Raw genomic sequence first — 16,871 nt, 5'->3', positions numbered from 1 at the left:
GATTATTATTAAAATATCAACCTCATTCCTATGAGGTGAAGGTTTTATATGATAATAGACTTTACTAACAAAAAACTAAAAAAATGAATCAAAACTACTCTTTTTTCAGCCGACCACTGAAAGACAATTTCACTTATTTTAAGTTTTTGGCTGTAGCATTATTTGTATTGCTTCCGTTTTTAAAAGTTCAGGCACAGTGTAAGACATTGGTCTGGTCAGACGAATTTAACGGCACTACAGTCGATTTAACAAAATGGCAAAGTATTTCGGGAAATGGCTGTCCTTCGCTCTGCGGATTTGGTAATGCAGAAGCACAGCGTTACGATCCTAATCAGGCTACAATTGTAAAAGAAGGAACAAACAGTTACTTAAACATTGAGGCTAAATATCAGCCGACTTCTCAATTTCCAGACCAGCCTTATGCTTCTTCAAAATTAACAACAGAAGGGAAGTATTCACTTAAATACGGAAGAATAGAAGCTCGTATGAAATTATCAAACGGGCAGGGAGCATGGCCCGCTTTCTGGATGCTTCCTGTTAATGGAAACTGGCCGTACACTGGTGAAATTGACATTATGGAAGCCAAACACAGAAATCCGCAGTCTGTAGACGGAACCATTCACTACGACGGAAACGGATATCATTTTACAGGAAGAAGTTACAGTTCACCAACAGATTTATCTTCTGATTTTCATGTGTATGCTGTAGAATGGGGACCCAATTTCATCAAATGGTTTGTAGATGATGTTTTGTTTCATACAGCAACACCAAATACTACCGTAAATGGCGGATGGCCGTTTAATGATAGTCAGTTTTATATTATTTTAAATCTGGCTGTAGGAAGTGCAGGAACGCCTTATACAAGTGTAAATGGAGCGGGAGTTCCACCAATTCCAGCTGATTTTCCCGCAAAATTGCAAGTAGATTATGTTCGTGTTTATGATGGAAGTTATAAATATGGTGTTGCCGGAGATTCAAAAGTATATCAAAATGAAACGAGCAAAACGTATTCGATAAATGCTGTTGCAGGTGCATCATATAATTGGACAATTCCTGTGGGAGCTTCGATAAGTTCTGGACAGGGAACCAATGCTGTTACTGTAAACTGGGGAAGTGCAGGAGGTGATGTTTCTGTAACCACAACAGTTTCTGGTTGTACTGCAAATACGTATAAGTTGGCTGTAAAAACAGAACCAGCGATTCCGGTAGAAAGAATTTACGAAGATTTTCAGTCTAACCGAAATATAGTTTACGGAAATAAAACCGGAGTTTTGACAGAAGCTGTAGCCAATCCTTCGGCAACAGGAATCAATCCTTCGGCTTTGGTTGGAAGGTACGTTCGCAATTCATCAGAACTTTATGATGTATTCAATATTAAAAATGTAGTGATCAGTAATGCCAATGATTACGTTTATGGAAGAAAAAGAATTTCTTTTGATATATATACGTCTGCGCCTGTTGGAACTAAAATTTCAATGCAGTTAGAAAACAGTAATGTGACCACAGCGACCAATTATCCATCGGGAAGGCACAGCGGTTTTAAAGCGACAACAACGGTTCAAAATAAATGGGAAACAATCGAATTTGAATTCGAAAAAATAATCGACCCAAATACAAGTGCTTTGACAATCAATAATGTAGCTTTCCTTTTTGAATCGAATTCAAATTCGGGAGCCACCTATTATTTTGATAATCTGCTTACAAGAGCAGAACCAGAAAAACCAATTGTTGCCACAGATGTATTACAGAACTATGACGGCATCAATAAAATTATAAAAGGAACAACAACTGGAACTTATTCTGTTGTAGTAAATCCGGCTTCAAATTCGGTTAACTCATCTGCCAATGTAGCGAGATATGTCAGAAATGTGACAGAACAGTATGATGTACTTTTCTTTAACACACAAACTTCTATCGAAGATGCCGGCTTATTCAAAAGCCAGACAAACAAAATCATGATTGATGTTTATACTACGGCTCCAGTTGGAACGGTTGTAAGCATGAATTTTGAAAACAGTGCAACGTCGCTACCTGCCAATTATCCAACAGGAAGAAATAGTAATTATGTCGCCATTACTACCAAACAAAATCAATGGGAAACGCTGACTTTCTACTACAATTCAAGTCCTGATGCTGGGACTTCTAATCTTGCTGTAAACCAAATGGTTTTATTGTTTAATTCGGGTTCTTATACAAACGATACGTATTATTTTGATAATATCAGGATTGGATCAACCAAACTGCCGGATACTTACACTCCAGGTGTTATTTATGAAGATTATCAAAATACACACAATATAACGTTTAGAGATGCTATTGGAACTTACACGGCAAATGTGGGAAATCCCAACGCATCAGGAATTAATACTTCTTCAAATGTTGGGAGATACGTTCGTAAATCAACAGAGTTGTATGATAATTTCTCGTTCAATACGACTTTAACTAACATTGGTGATTTTAAAACAGGCACTAAAAAATTCGCAATGGATGTGTATACATCTGCTCCCGTTGGATCTATCATTTCATGGCAGGCAGAAAGCAGTGCTTCGGTTCCGTCTAATTATCCTGTCGGAAGACACAGCATTTATCAAGGAGTTGTAAAACAGACTAATACTTGGCATACCATTACGTTTACGTATGTAAGCACGCCAGATGCTTCGACTTCAGATAATGAGGTAAACCGTTTTGTTTTCTTGTTTGAACCAGGAACCAATTCAGGAAACACGTATTATTTTGATAATATCAGAGCTTTAAATTTAGTTTCGACAGAAACCCCTGCGGGATTGCCTTCGCCTTGGATCAGTACAGATTTAGGAGCGGTTACGCCAGCCGGAGAAGCTTCTCATTCTAACGGAACTTTTACAATTAAAGGCGCAGGAACAGATATCTGGGAAACAAGTGATCAGTTTCAGTTTGTCAATCAACCAATTACTAGTGATGCAGAAATTATTGCTAAAGTAAATTCATTAACAAATACAAATACTTATGCAAAAGCAGGAGTCATGTTTCGCGAAACGCTTACACCAACTTCTAAACACGCCATGACCGATGTAAGTGCTGCTGCAGGAATTGAGTTTTTGTCTCGTGATGTAACTTCTGGAATAACAACTGCGGAGGTTGTAACGGGAGCAGCTCCAAAATGGGTTCGTGTAGTAAGATCAGGAAATGTATTTACTTCTTATTCTTCGGATAACGGAACTACGTGGACGCAAATTGGAATGCCAAAAACGATTGCAATGGCAAATACAATTTATGTAGGAATGGCCGTAACATCTCACGCGAATGGAACTTTAGCAACAGGAGTTTTCAGCGATGTAATGGTTCGAAACATTACACCAAATCCGAATGTGAATTTAGCTTTGGCTAAAACAGCAACGGCTTCTACAGAAGAAAATGCGACTTTATCTGCCAATAAAGCAACAGACGGAGACGCGACAGCGACAAGATGGGCAAGTTCTTTTGCCAATGCAACAGAATGGATTTATGTTGATTTAGGAAGTAATTACAATCTAAATCGTGTAGTCCTAAAATGGGAAGCGGCTTATGCTACACAATATAAAGTACAGCTTTCAAGTGATAATGTTTTTACAGAAAGTGAAACAATCAGTACGCAGACCGCAAGTGATGGTGGAACTGATGATTTGACAGTAAGCGGAACCGGAAGATACCTTCGTATTTTATGTACAGCAAAAGCTTTAGCTCCTTATGGTTATTCGTTATACGAAATAGAAGCTTACGGATCGGCTTCAACTGCTAAAAAAGCAAATGACATTGTTGTAACAACTCAGCCGGAAGACACTGTTTTTATAGTATATCCAAACCCAGCAAGTAATTATATTCAACTTTCATTACCTGAAAATTTAGACAATAAAATCATTACGATTTATGACAATTCAGGAACATTGATTCTTGAGAAAACAGCTGAAGCGAATGTAAATGAAAGCACAATTGATATTAGCAGACTGACAAAAGGAATTTACATTTTGAATTTCAAATCAGATCAGAAAAGCTGGACCAAAAAGCTTATCAAGCAATAATTTTTAAATCCGTTGGATGTAATTCATTTTAAAGAACCCCCAATCAAAAAAAACTGGAATAAAATTTAAAAGGATAGCACCAGGAATTGCATCTGACGGATTATTTAAAGTCATTATGTAGAAAATGACTTTGGTTTAGAATCTATTTACGTAACCCCAAAATTATTTAGATATGAAGAAAAGTAAACTTCAAAAATCATCCATTTTGACAACACTGTTTCTGGTGTTTTCAAGTTTAATGTATGGTCAGGGACCAGTTCCTTTTACCATTTCAAACAATTCAACGTTCGCCGACAGCGATTTATATGTCGCTATTGTCGGGATTGATTATACAACAGGAAATCATGTTTGGGTAAACGCCAAAACGAGCCAGGTTTTACCAATGAATGCTTCTTACAATACGGTTACAGGGCCGACATATGGAGGAAATACCGGACCGGGACAAAACTCAAAATATGCTGCTTGTTTTACGAAACTGAGTGAAATTCCGAATAAAACCTTCACTTTGCCATTAATCGCAGGATGTAGAGTTTTTATTTCTAAAGGATCACAATTGTATTTCTACTTTTTTGGAGCCAGTGGTGCGCCTTCTGGATATGCATCGCCAAATCCGCAAAATGCAACCGATCCTAATCAGGGAATTTTATATGAAATGATTGAATTAACAAACAATCAGCACGGTTTCTTCGGAAATCCAACAAGAGTAGATTCCTATAAATATCCAATGGGATTGGAATTATTTGGAGCTAATGGCTACCAAAAGAAAGTAGGAGATTTAAAAAAACATGCTGAAATCGTTGCTGCTTTTAAAGCTAATGTTCCAGTAGAATTTCAAGGATGTGTAAACGATGCAACGGGAGAAATTACTGCCCCTTCTAAAACTCCAGCTTATGCGGAAGGATCTGGACAATATGCAAACTACCTGAAATCTTACATTGATGCGATTTGGAACAAATACAAAAATGAAGATTTGATCTTTTATGCCGGTGATGCCGGAGTTTTTAAAGGAAGAGTTATTGGCGAACAATTAGAAATGGTAGGACAATCTGGAGCTTTTGTTGGAAGGACCGGACGTGTTCAAAACCGACCAAGCACTCAAGAAGCTCTTGAAGGAAAAGGCGTTCTAGACAGAAGATTGGTTGATGGCGATTTAGATCTCGTAATTCAATCTCAGTTAACTGCTGCAATTAATCGTCATGTTGTGAATACAACTACGGCAAATCCTGGGCAACAAAACTGGTATGACGCATCAAAATATTATCAGGTAAACCCAACAAATCATTATTCAAAATTTTGGCATTTACCGGGTATCAATATCGATAATCTGGCTTACGGATTTGCTTACGATGATGTTGCAGATCAGTCGCCGTCGCTTCATTCGCCTCAGCCAACAAAAGTTATCGCGACTTTTGGAGGTTATGCAGGATTGACTCCTTCAGTTCCCGCATCAACAGATGTGATTACGGTTTATAAAGATTGTAACTACACAGGATTCTCAGGCGGATTGACAATTGGTGATTATAATCTAGCTCGTTTAAATTCTTTGGGAGTTCTAAATGATGATATTTCGTCACTAAGAATCACGCAAGGTTATCAAGCAATTTTATATATGGATGATAATTTCTCGGGAACATCAACTGTAATCAATTCTGATAATTCATGCTTAAACACAACTTGGAACGACAAAGTAAGTTCGATTAGAATTATCGCAAATGGTACGACAACGTTAGGAAACCAGACTTTCTTTCTACAAAACAGAAACAGCGGTTTATACATGGATGTTTGGAATGCAAGTCTATCAAACGGAGCAGGAATAAACCAAGGAGCGCTTACTTCAGGAAACAATCAGAAATTTACGTTTACGCATTTAGGAGACGGAATGTATAAAATCATTGCCAATCACAGCGGTCAGTCTTTAGACGTAAATAATTTTAATAAAGCTAATGGCGCAAGAGTAGAGCAATATCCATACAATGCTACAACCAATCAGCAGTTTGTTTTGGTTTCTACGGGCGATGGTTTTTACAAAATTGTTGCCCGTCACAGCGGAAGAATTGTTGAGGTAGCAGGAGCAAGCACAGCTTCGGGAGCAATCGTACAGCAATGGGACAACAACAACCAAACTTGCGGACAATGGAAATTAGTTCCGGCGACATCTACCCAAACTTCAATCTTAATTCAGGCCGAAGATTATTCATCAATGAGTGGTATTCAGGTAGAAGCAACAACGGATACTGGCGGAGGTTCTAATGTTGGTTATACAGAAACTGGTGATTGGCTGGCTTATAACAACATTAATTTTCCAACAACGGGTTCTTACTTGATCGAATACCGAGTGGCAAGTGCTGTTACAGGCGGCAGATTATCATCTGATCTAAATGCTGGAGCAATTGTTTTAGGCAATGTTGATATTCCAAATACAGGCGGATGGCAGAACTGGCAGACGGTTTCTCAAACTGTAAACGTAAATGCAGGAACGTACAATTTCGGAATCTATATTCAGAATACCGGAATGAACATCAACTGGATTAGAATTACAAAAGTGAGTAATGCAGCTGCAAAAACTGCTTCGGTACAAACGGAAGAAGAAGTCGCAGAAACAGTTTTAAATATTTACCCAAGCCCTGTAGTAACAACTTTATATACCACAACAAACCTTTCTGGAGGTGATGTGAAAATAGTAGACGCACAGACTGGAAATGCAGTTTTATCGAGAAAAATCAACGGAAATAGTATCGATGTTTCTCATTTGAGACAAGGAATCTATTTGATTGTTTTCGAAAAAGACGGCAAACAGACGATTAAGCGTTTCATTAAAAAATAATTTTAAAGTATAGATTTTAGATTGGTTTTAGATTATTTGGAAATCAATCTAGAATCTATATTCTAAAATCTAAAATTCAAAAAAACCGACCCCAATTATTTACGAATTTATTAATCTATTAAAACAATTATTATGAAAGACAATTACAAAAGAATGTCGGCAAAATGGATTCTCATTTTAGTAATATGTATTTTTAATTATGCAGAGGCGCAACAGAAAAAAGTGATTGCTTATGTGCCTAACTGGATAGATCTAAATGCTTTTTCGGGTACGATTCAGTACAGTAAATTGACACATATTAATATTGCTTTTGAAAATCCGGATGCTAGTGGTTACTTAAGTTTCAATTCTGGAAATAATGCAATAATCAATACAGCGCATGCTAATAATGTAAAAGTATTTGTTTCTCTTGGTGGAGGAGCCATTTCTGAAGGAGGAGCGATTCGTGACAATTATTTTAATTTAATAACCCCAGCCAACAGAACCGCATTTGTTCAAAAAATCTATGATTATGTAGTGGCTCATAATTTTGATGGAGTCGACGTGGATTTAGAAGGTCCAGCAATCAACAGTGATTACGGAGGTTTTGTGATGGCTTTAGCGAATAAACTTCATGCCAATGGAAAACTCATTACTGCGGCGCTATCAGAAGGTTATGGCGGTGCCAATGTACCTTCATCTGTTTTTTCAGCTTATGACTGGATCAACATCATGGCGTATGATGCAACAGGACCTTGGGCACCTGGAAATCCGGGACAGCATTCTCCTTACAGTATGGCTGTAAATCAGTTTAATTACTGGACAGGAAGAGGATTGCCAGCAAGTAAAGCTATTATTGGAGTTCCGTTTTATGGATATGGTTTTGGAGCTTCAGCAAATCAAGGAATTTCATTTGCAAATATTGTAGCCCAATATCCAGGAGCTGAAAATCTGGATCAGGTAGGAAATACTATTTATTATAACGGAATTCCAACTATCAAACAAAAAACGACTTTTGCGATTCAAAATGCAGGAGGAGTAATGATTTGGGAATTATCTCAAGATGCCACAGGATCAAAATCATTACTTACGGCAATCAATCAGGTAATTACGGGAAATAATCCTCCAACGGGAACCGGAACTTTAATTCAGGCAGAAAATTACAACGCTATGAGCGGTGTACAAACAGAACCGACAACAGATACTGGTGGCGGATTAAACGTAGGATACTGCGATACAGGTGATTGGATGGCGTATTACAATATCAATTTTCCAACTTCTGGAGCTTATGTGATTGAATATCGAGTAGCAAGTGCGGTTACAGGCGGCAGATTATCATCTGATTTGAATGCAGGAACTATTCAGCTAGGAAACTTAAATGTTCCAAATACTGGCGGATGGCAGAACTGGCAGACGATTACTCAAACCGTAAATGTAAATGCCGGAACGTACAATTTCGGGATATATGTTCAAAATACTGGGTTTAATTTAAACTGGTTTAGAATCACCAAATCGGGTTCGGCTTTAGCTGCTAAATCAGCTGCAACAGATAAAATCGAAAGCCTGACTATTTATCCGAATCCAAGTGAAAACGAACTATTCTTTACTGCAGAAGTTTCAGGAGGAAATGTTAATATTATCAATGCCGAAGGCGGTGCTGTAGTTTCTTCACAAACCATAAACAACAACAGCATTGATGTTTCGACTTTGAAATCTGGTATTTATCTAATTTCTGTGGAGAAGAACGGAATCAAAACAGTGAGACGCTTCATTAAAAAATAAGTTTTTTTAACCACAATTAACCGCAAAGAAAAACTGCAAAATTTTGTAAAGCTTGATGCTCTTTGCGGTTACTAATTTTTCAATATGTAATTCCTTAACCCCAAATTATATGAAAAACAATTACGGATTAATCCTAAGCCTGCTTGTGTTTTTGGCATTCGGAAGTTTTGCCTTTGCACAGACTTCTTTAGGGTCGAGTCAATCTTTTATGAATACTTTAAAGAAAGAATTGACTAGTTCAACTACTTCAAAAAGTGCAGATAAAACCATTCTGCTTCAGGCTGAGAAAACAAATTTCGACGGAAAAATAAATTTTAAAGAATCCAGTGAATCCAGTGAGTTTTTAATTGGAGAAATCAAGAACATTGCAGAATCTTCTTTTTACATTAAAGTAAAAGACAAATCATTGGAAGGACACATTCTTCTAAAAAAAACAAAAGAAGCCTACAAGTATTTTTCTGATGCACAGGGAAATGCTTATGTAAAAAAAGTAGACATCAATACTTTGGTTTGTATCGACTACAAAAATCTACCGACAAAAGATAATGCAACAAGTAAAACAGCTGCAGCCGCAGCAATTGCTCCCGCTTTACTCAATTTACAAAGTTTACCAGGTGCAGCTGGCTGTGTTATGCTGGATTTTGACGGTTACAATATGCCGGCAGGAAATCTTTGGAATAACGGTAATGCTATCAATGCAGCACCTTCTGGAATGAGTGATGCAGCGGTGCAACAGCACTGGGAAGTGGTTTCAGAAGATTACCGCCCTTTTAACGTAAATGTTACTACAAATGAAGCTGTTTTTAATTCTTATCCAAAAAATAGAAGAATGCGTGTTGTCGTTACGCCAACCAATACAGCAGCTCCCGGGGCTGGAGGTGTAGCCTATATTGGTTCTTTTAACTGGGATAATGATGTGCCTTGCTGGGTATTTGTTACATCTGGAAAATCGGGGGGTGATGCTTCTTCTCATGAAATTGGACATACTTTTGATCTTGGGCATGACGGACGAACAAGTCCAGCCGAAGATTATTTTATTGGTTTAGACGGAACTTCATGGGCACCTATTATGGGTGCAGGTTATTACAGACCTGTTGTGCAATGGAGTAAAGGCGAATACAATAATGCTAATAACAAACAAGATGATGTGGCGATTATTGCTAGCGCTAAATTTGGAGTTGGATTTCGTGGAGATGACTACGGAAACACGATTGCTTCTGCGGCAACTTTAGATTACAATTCAAGTGGACAAATCAATCAGAAAAACGGAATTATTTCTAATGAAGCAGATTATGATTTCTTTTCTTTTACAACTGGAGGCGGAAATGTTTCTATCAATGCCAATACTGTTTCGAGAGATGGAAATCTTCATCTTTTGATACGATTATATAATTCGGCAGGTGCAGAAATGGGAACGTATTGGAACTCAGATCCGTTTGCTTTAAATGCATCTATGAATGTAAATCTTGCAGCTGGTAAATATTATATTGGTGTTGATGGAACAGGAGCAGGAAATGCCGGAAGCGGTGGTTATTCTGCTTATGGTTCTATTGGAAGTTATTCGATTACCGGAACAATTCCGCCAGGAGGTAATATCAGTGCGTCTACAGATGTGATTACGGTTTATAAAGATTGCAACTACACAGGATTCTCAGGCGGATTGACAATCGGTGATTATAATCTGGCTCGTTTAAATTCTTTGGGAGTTTTAAATGATGATATTTCTTCACTAAAAATTACTCAGGGGTATCAGGCAATTTTATATATGGATGATAATTTCTCAGGAGCATCAACGGTAATTAATTCTGATAATTCTTGTTTGAACACAACTTGGAATGACAAAGTAAGTTCGATTAGAATTATTGCCAACGGAACAGCAACTTTAGGAAACCAGACTTTCTTTCTGCAAAACAGAAACAGCGGTTTGTATATGGATGTTTGGAATTCAAGCCCATCAAACGGAGCGGGAATCAATCAAGGCGGTCTTAATTCTGGAAACAACCAGAAATTTACATTTACGCATCTAGGAGACGGAATGTATAAGATTATTGCCAACCATAGCGGTCAATCAATGGATGTTAATGGTTTTAATAAAGCAAATGGTACGCGCGTTGAACAATATCCGTATAACGGAACTACGAATCAGCAGTTTATCTTAGTTTCTACAGGAGACGGATTCTATAAAATCGTTGCTCGCCACAGTGGCAGAATTGTTGAAGTTGCGGGAGCAAGTACAGCTTCGGGAGCAATCGTACAGCAGTGGGATAATAACAACCAAACTTGCGGGCAATGGAAATTGATTGCCACTACAACATCACAGACATCAACCTTAATTCAGGCCGAAGATTACTCAGCAATGAGCGGTATTCAAGTCGAAGCAACAACTGATACAGGCGGAGGATCTAATGTTGGTTACACAGAAACTGGCGATTGGCTGGCTTATAATAATATTAATTTCCCGATTACAGGTTCGTATTTAATCGAATATCGCGTTGCAAGCGGTGTTACAGGCGGTAGATTATCATCTGATTTAAATGCTGGAGCAATTGTTTTAGGAAATGTCGATATTCCAAATACAGGCGGATGGCAGAATTGGCAAACGGTTACGCAGACTGTAAGCGTAAATGCAGGAACATACAATTTCGGAATCTATATTCAGAATACTGGAATGAATATCAACTGGATTAGAATTACGAAAATTGGAAATGCAGCAACTGCGACAATTTCTGCCGAAGAACAAACACCAGAAAATATTTTTACTATATATCCAAATCCGGTTTCAGATGTATTGTCATTTACAACAGATGTAATAGGAGGAAAAATCAATATTATAGATTCTCAAGGAACCATTCTTGGTACTCAAAATGCAGAAGAAAATAGTTTGAATGTTTCGAATTTAAAACAAGGAATTTATTTTATTGTTTTAGAGAAAGATGGAAAAAGAACGGTAAAACGTTTCATTAAAAAGTAATTTTAACCCATTTGCCATAAGGGTTTTAATACATTAAATTTTAGGTTTTAATGTAATGAAGGCTGTCAGAAATGACAGCCTTTTTATTTTGTGAATCTATTTTAAACGGAATCTTCAATGAAAAACCATGATGAACTTTTTGAAAAAAGTATAATATGCCTTAAAAAATTATCATTCCGTAACACTAACATAAACTGATTCTAGGGTTAAATCGATAAAATTGCTGCTGATTAAAATTCCTAAAACTTCTAATAAGTGTCTCCAATTTAGTAAAGTTAAAACCTATGAATTTAAAACTTACCACACTTTTTATAGTGTCTTTTTTTGTTGTTTTTAATACTACCATTTCGGCGCAAAAAACAAAGAATTTAAACGGAACACAAGTTGCATTTTTATCAGATATCCATCTTCAGGATTTATTTGGTAATTTTTCAGATACTGATTTTAAAGGAGTTTTGAATACCAAAACTGGAAAATATACGTTAGTAAGAACGATGGCCTCGCAGTTGCATTCGACTAGAATTTTCAACGAAAATTATTTTGCCTTCATCGCAGCACTGGAAGATATCGCCAAGAGAAAGATAAAATATGTAGCACTTCCGGGCGATTACACAGATGACGGACAGCCGATACACGTGCGCGGATTGAAGAAAATTTTAGATCAGTATCAGAAAAAATATGGTATTGAATTTTTTATAACTACCGGAAATCATGATCCGGTTGGACCATTTGCTCAGGAATCGGGTAAAGAAGATTTTTTAGGAAAAGAAGGAAAAAGCCAACCCATTTTCAGCAAAGACGGCATGTATAAGCCTAACATGAATATCGAACAGCCAGTTGTCATTACAGCCGATATTGCTAAAATGGGTTATTTAGGCATAACAGAAGACCTTAAAAATTTTGGTTTTTATCCGAATAAGAACTATAAGTTCTGGGCAACTCCTTTTACCACTTACAACAGTCAGAATTATAATTACCAAAAAGCTCTTGATGGCTCACTTTTAAAGAACAGAGTTTATGAAGTAGAACCAGGATATGAAGTGCCAGACGTAAGTTATGTTGTGGAGCCAATTGACGGACTTTGGTTGATGGCAATTGATGGTAATGTTTATATTCCGAAGAAAAATGCTGCTGATCCTAAAGATTCTAAAAGTTATTCTGAAGCCAGTACAGGATATAACAATGTGCTTTCTAACAAAAAGCATCTTATAAAATGGGTGCAGGATATTGCAGCAGAAGCCAAGCTTAATGGAAAAACATTAGTTGCTTTCAGCCATTTTCCAATGATTGATTTTAATGATGACGCTTCAGCGGAAATAAAAGAGCTTTTGGGTCCGAATAAATGGCAGCTTAACCGTGTTCCTGTTGAAGAAGTAGCGCAGGTTTTTGCCGATGCGGGATTGAAGATTCATTTTGGAGGTCATATGCACATTAACGATACAGGAGTTCGTACGACCGAAAAAGGCAACACTTTAGTGAATGTTCAAACGCCTTCGCTGGCAGCTTATATTCCTGCATATAAATTGCTGACGATTCAAAAGGATAATCTTATTGACATTCAAACCATAACAATTGATAATGTTCCTCGATTTGATGAACTTTTTGATTTGTACAAAATGGAATATGAGTTTTTGCAAAGCCAGAACGATACAAATATTTGGAATATTGATATCCTGAAAACCAAAAAATATCATGATTTTACCGATTTCCATTTGAAAGAATTGGTACGTCTCCGTTTTCTAAAAGATGACTGGCCTTCTGCATTTAAAGATTTTATTATGAATGTTTCGGCCCAAGATTTATTGGTTTTAGCGAATATAAAAACGAATAAAGATTTTGATTATGTTCTTAAAAACAAAGAAGAATTTCAAAAAGAATGGAATGATTCCGAAGCACAATCAGAACAAATTTTAGCACAGTACAATCTGAAAAAAGAAAATTTCAATTGGACAGGAAATGACCTTTTGATTGATTTTTATCGCTTCAGAAGTGCAGACGAATTGGCTCTTGCTGATGTCGGGACGCAAAGAGCAAAAGAATATAAAGTGCTGTCGAATCTATTTTTAGAAGGTTCTAAATCGGATTTCTCAAAAGATAATCCTTTACAGAAACAGATGAAGTTATTTCTGGTAATCTTTAATAAATTCATGCATGAAGTTCCAGCAGATCATTTCTCAGTTGATTTGAAAACTGGAGAAATTAATCGCAAGCCACGTTAAGGTTTACTCAAAGTTTTTTTATCTGACAAAGTCGCGAAAACACAAACTATTTTAGATTTTTGTGACTTCGCGATTTTGTGAGCAATCTAAAAAAGTAAGTTCGTAAAGCTCTATTCATGAAGCTTTTCAGTTAAAAATGCTCCAAAATTATTACCATAACAATTAAACAAAAAAATATAATAATCAAACGAATAAATGTAAGATTTAACTACTGATTTGTTGTATATTTGATATGCCTTTTAATAGGTTTAAGTTATTGTTTTTCAGTGAAATAAAAATAAATACTAATTTAATTTAAAAGCATAATAATCATGATACATCAAATTGATACCACCGATAATATTGTTGCATTTAGAGCTTTGGCAGAAGTTACTAAAGAAGATTTTTTAACTGCGGTAGTTCCGGCAGTCGAACATCTGGTAAAGCAGACAAATGAAATTAATTTTTTATTGGTTTTAGACACGGATATTAAAAATTTTACAGCAGGAGCATGGCTTCAGGATGCGCTTCTCGGCCTAAAACATTTAGGGAAATGGAACCGCGCCGCAATTATTACCGATACAGAAGAAATTATATCGTTTACCAACGGTTTCAGTTATATTGTTCCAGGGGAATTTAGAGGATATAAAAAAGTAGAATTTAACAAAGCATTAAACTGGGTTGAGGGTAATATCTCGTAAAATTTATGATTTTTGATATCTAATTTTGAAAAATAAAAAAGCACTTCAATTATTAAATTAAAGTGCTTTTTTGTTGAATAAAACCATAACATTAGTGATTGTATTCTATACCGCTTGAACTATTGGCATCTCTTTTTTCTTTTGCAGTTGTGGTGTATTTTTTATACAAGGCAGAAGCTAGTAACGGTAAAGCAAGGCTTCCGACAAAAGCACTAGATTTCGCATGTCCCGTTTTTTTTAAGACAGCCGCAGCAATAAGACTTCCTACACCAGCACAGGCAAGCTGTTTAGCAGAAAGATCTAATTTATTTTCGTTTATAGGATTGATTCCGTGTAATAATGGGTCTATGAAATTTAAATTTTCCATGTTTGTTAATTTATTTAGTTATACTTAATTACAATTACTATTACCGTTGTTTTCTTTTTCGTTTTCAATTTTTTCAATCTCTACTTTTTCTTTTTTTATAGCCTGCCGTAGCAAAGCAAAAAGACTCATGTAGATATTTGCCATAAAAACCAGCGAAAAGCCTGCCAAAAAGCACCCTCGCCAATCGTTTAACAAAAGTTTATAATCTGTCAGCACGATAAAAAAGATAGTTACATAATGACTGAAACAATATTCGCAGGTAAAGAGGTAAAAGAACTTTCTGGAAATCAATAGCTTGTCAAATTTGGAACGTTTTACACACCATTCGTGTGGCTCTCTAAAAATTTCCTCATGTGTAACTGTCCAGCTGATGCAAGCTATCGGCACAGCAAGAACAAAAAGCCATATGATTTGTGTTGTAATTTCCATTCGTTGCTTTTATTCTCTAGGATGATTTTCAGGGTAATGCTCGGCATCAAAATCATCAAGTTCTTCGTCATCATCTAAATCGCGCTCTTTTTCCAAATCAGATTCCAAATCTGGATTATAATCCTCGTTTAAATCATTTTCGGTGTCATCATTTGTAATTGCATCATCTTCGTTTACAACACGTTCCTCGTTCGGAATATTTTCAGATTGTACATTAGAATTTCCTTCGAAGTCCTGTCCAGGATGTTTTAAATCGTCTATAAACTCTTTCTGATATTGGTACGGATCTTCATCTCTGGCATAATTATCATTGTCAATCAATGTATTTTGATCAATGTAGTCAGGGTCGCTTTCTCCAAATTCCATTTCGTTTTCTTTTTGCAAATCCTGCTTGTATTGATCTTCATAAGAATTAGTTCCGTCTATAAGTGTGTTTTGGTCTATAAAATCCGGATCAAATTGTCCGTAATCTTGATTATTTGGATTTTTCATAGCAGTATCTTTTAGTTTGTTTTGTTTAAATAGCCTGTTTTACAAAGTTATCCTATTTTTAAACGGACGTTCTTACAGAAATAAGGTTTGTATTTTTATAATTTTCAGTTTGTTACAATTTTTATGTTTTTTTGAATGCTATAAATGGTAAAATCATTAAACTAAATTTGAATCGTTGCAAACGTCCCTAGGGACGAAATAAAATGGCGATTAATATTGAAGTTCTACCGACGAGATGTTCCTAGCGGAACACTTTCATTTTGTCTCAAAATGACATTTTAATGTCTTTTGAAAGACATACGAATTATTGATTTTTTTGAATTTTATAGCAAATGTAAATAGATGTTCCTAGCGGAACACTTTCATTTTGTCTCAAAATGACATTTTAATGTTTTCTGAAAGACATACGAATTATTGATTTTTTTTGAATTTTATAGCAAATGTTAAAAAATGTTCCACTAGGAACATCTCATCGGTAGAACTATGGCAAATACGTACACACAATTGCATATACAATTTGTTTTTGCAGTAAAATATAGAAAAGCATTAATTGCACCAGAATGGAAAGACAAATTACATAAATATATTACAGGTATAATTCAGTCAAGCCAACATAAAATGTTGTGTATAAACAGCATGCCAGATCATATTCATATATTTATCGGAATGAGACCAACGCAATCTATTTCATCTCTTATGCAAAATGTAAAAGCAGAAAGCACAAAATGGATAAAAGAGCAGCAATTAGCGAAAGATTTTGCTTGGCAGGAAGGATATGGAGCATTTTCATATTCAAGAAGTCATGTTCCGAATGTTATTCGTTACATAGAAAATCAGGAACAGCATCATAAAAAAGAAACATTTTTAGAAGAATATCAAAAGCAGTTAAAAGTCTTCGAAATCGAATATGATGATAGATATATTTTTAAAGAACCAATGCAGTAATTATAAGATTTTGAATGGTTGATTTTCAAGAATAAGACCCCAATTGGAATTTTTTGTCAAAAAAAATCATGTTCCGCTAGGAACATCTCATCGGTAGCAAATAATATCCGTATGTTATGTTTCGTCCCGTAGGGACGTCTGATGTC

At 36.0% G+C, this 16,871-nt stretch carries 10 protein-coding genes; 7 read left to right on the top strand and 3 right to left on the bottom strand.

The window, feature by feature from the left end; translation table 11 throughout:
- Positions 1–83 precede the first annotated feature (83 nt).
- The 6 genes from ACFFLS_RS13545 to ACFFLS_RS13520 all read left to right on the top strand — a co-directional run bounded on the left by ACFFLS_RS13545 (position 84) and on the right by ACFFLS_RS13520 (position 14,492).
- Positions 84–4,037, top strand: a complete 3,954-nt coding sequence (locus tag ACFFLS_RS13545) for a family 16 glycosylhydrolase (protein WP_379682116.1) — start codon at positions 84–86, stop codon at positions 4,035–4,037.
- A gap of 172 nt (positions 4,038–4,209) precedes the next feature.
- Positions 4,210–6,861 carry a beta-1,3-glucanase family protein gene (locus tag ACFFLS_RS13540; RefSeq protein ID WP_379682115.1) on the top strand — a complete coding sequence of 884 codons (2,652 nt, stop codon included), beginning with the start codon at positions 4,210–4,212 and terminating at the stop codon, positions 6,859–6,861.
- Positions 6,862–6,993: 132 nt separating this feature from the next.
- Positions 6,994–8,622: a glycosyl hydrolase family 18 protein gene (locus tag ACFFLS_RS13535; RefSeq protein WP_379682114.1), complete on the top strand. Its 1,629-nt coding sequence runs from the start codon at positions 6,994–6,996 to the stop codon at positions 8,620–8,622.
- A gap of 109 nt (positions 8,623–8,731) precedes the next feature.
- The gene (locus ACFFLS_RS13530) at positions 8,732–11,593 is read left to right on the top strand and encodes a carbohydrate-binding protein (protein ID WP_379682113.1); all 2,862 of its coding nucleotides are present in this window, start codon (positions 8,732–8,734) and stop codon (positions 11,591–11,593) included.
- 284 nt (positions 11,594–11,877) lie between these two features.
- Complete coding sequence (locus tag ACFFLS_RS13525; RefSeq protein ID WP_379682112.1) at positions 11,878–13,812, top strand: metallophosphoesterase family protein; 1,935 nt, start codon at positions 11,878–11,880, stop codon at positions 13,810–13,812.
- Between the two features lie 311 nt (positions 13,813–14,123).
- Complete coding sequence (locus tag ACFFLS_RS13520) at positions 14,124–14,492, top strand: SpoIIAA family protein (RefSeq protein ID WP_379682111.1); 369 nt, start codon at positions 14,124–14,126, stop codon at positions 14,490–14,492.
- Between the two features lie 91 nt (positions 14,493–14,583).
- On the opposite strand, the gene ACFFLS_RS13515 is transcribed toward ACFFLS_RS13520, so the two are convergent.
- Genes ACFFLS_RS13515 through ACFFLS_RS13505 form a run of 3 tightly spaced genes read right to left on the bottom strand, consistent with a single transcriptional unit; the run spans position 14,584 to position 15,780 of the window.
- Positions 14,584–14,859 (bottom strand): PrgI family protein, encoded by a 276-nt coding sequence (locus ACFFLS_RS13515; protein WP_379682110.1) that lies wholly within the window; start codon positions 14,857–14,859, stop codon positions 14,584–14,586.
- Positions 14,860–14,883: 24 nt separating this feature from the next.
- On the bottom strand, positions 14,884–15,288 hold the full coding sequence (locus ACFFLS_RS13510; protein ID WP_379682109.1) for a hypothetical protein: 405 nt from the start codon (positions 15,286–15,288) through the stop codon (positions 14,884–14,886).
- A 9-nt stretch (positions 15,289–15,297) separates the two neighbouring features.
- Positions 15,298–15,780, bottom strand: a complete 483-nt coding sequence (locus tag ACFFLS_RS13505) for a hypothetical protein (protein ID WP_379682108.1) — start codon at positions 15,778–15,780, stop codon at positions 15,298–15,300.
- Between the two features lie 483 nt (positions 15,781–16,263).
- Here ACFFLS_RS13505 and tnpA point away from each other — a divergent pair, with 483 nt between their 5' ends.
- Positions 16,264–16,725, top strand: a complete 462-nt coding sequence (gene tnpA / locus ACFFLS_RS13500; RefSeq protein ID WP_379682107.1) for an IS200/IS605 family transposase — start codon at positions 16,264–16,266, stop codon at positions 16,723–16,725.
- Positions 16,726–16,871 lie beyond the last annotated feature (146 nt).

The sequence above is a fragment of the Flavobacterium procerum genome (assembly GCF_042431625.1).
GTDB lineage: Bacteria > Bacteroidota > Bacteroidia > Flavobacteriales > Flavobacteriaceae > Flavobacterium > Flavobacterium procerum.
This window is presented reverse-complemented; position numbering and strand designations above follow the sequence as displayed.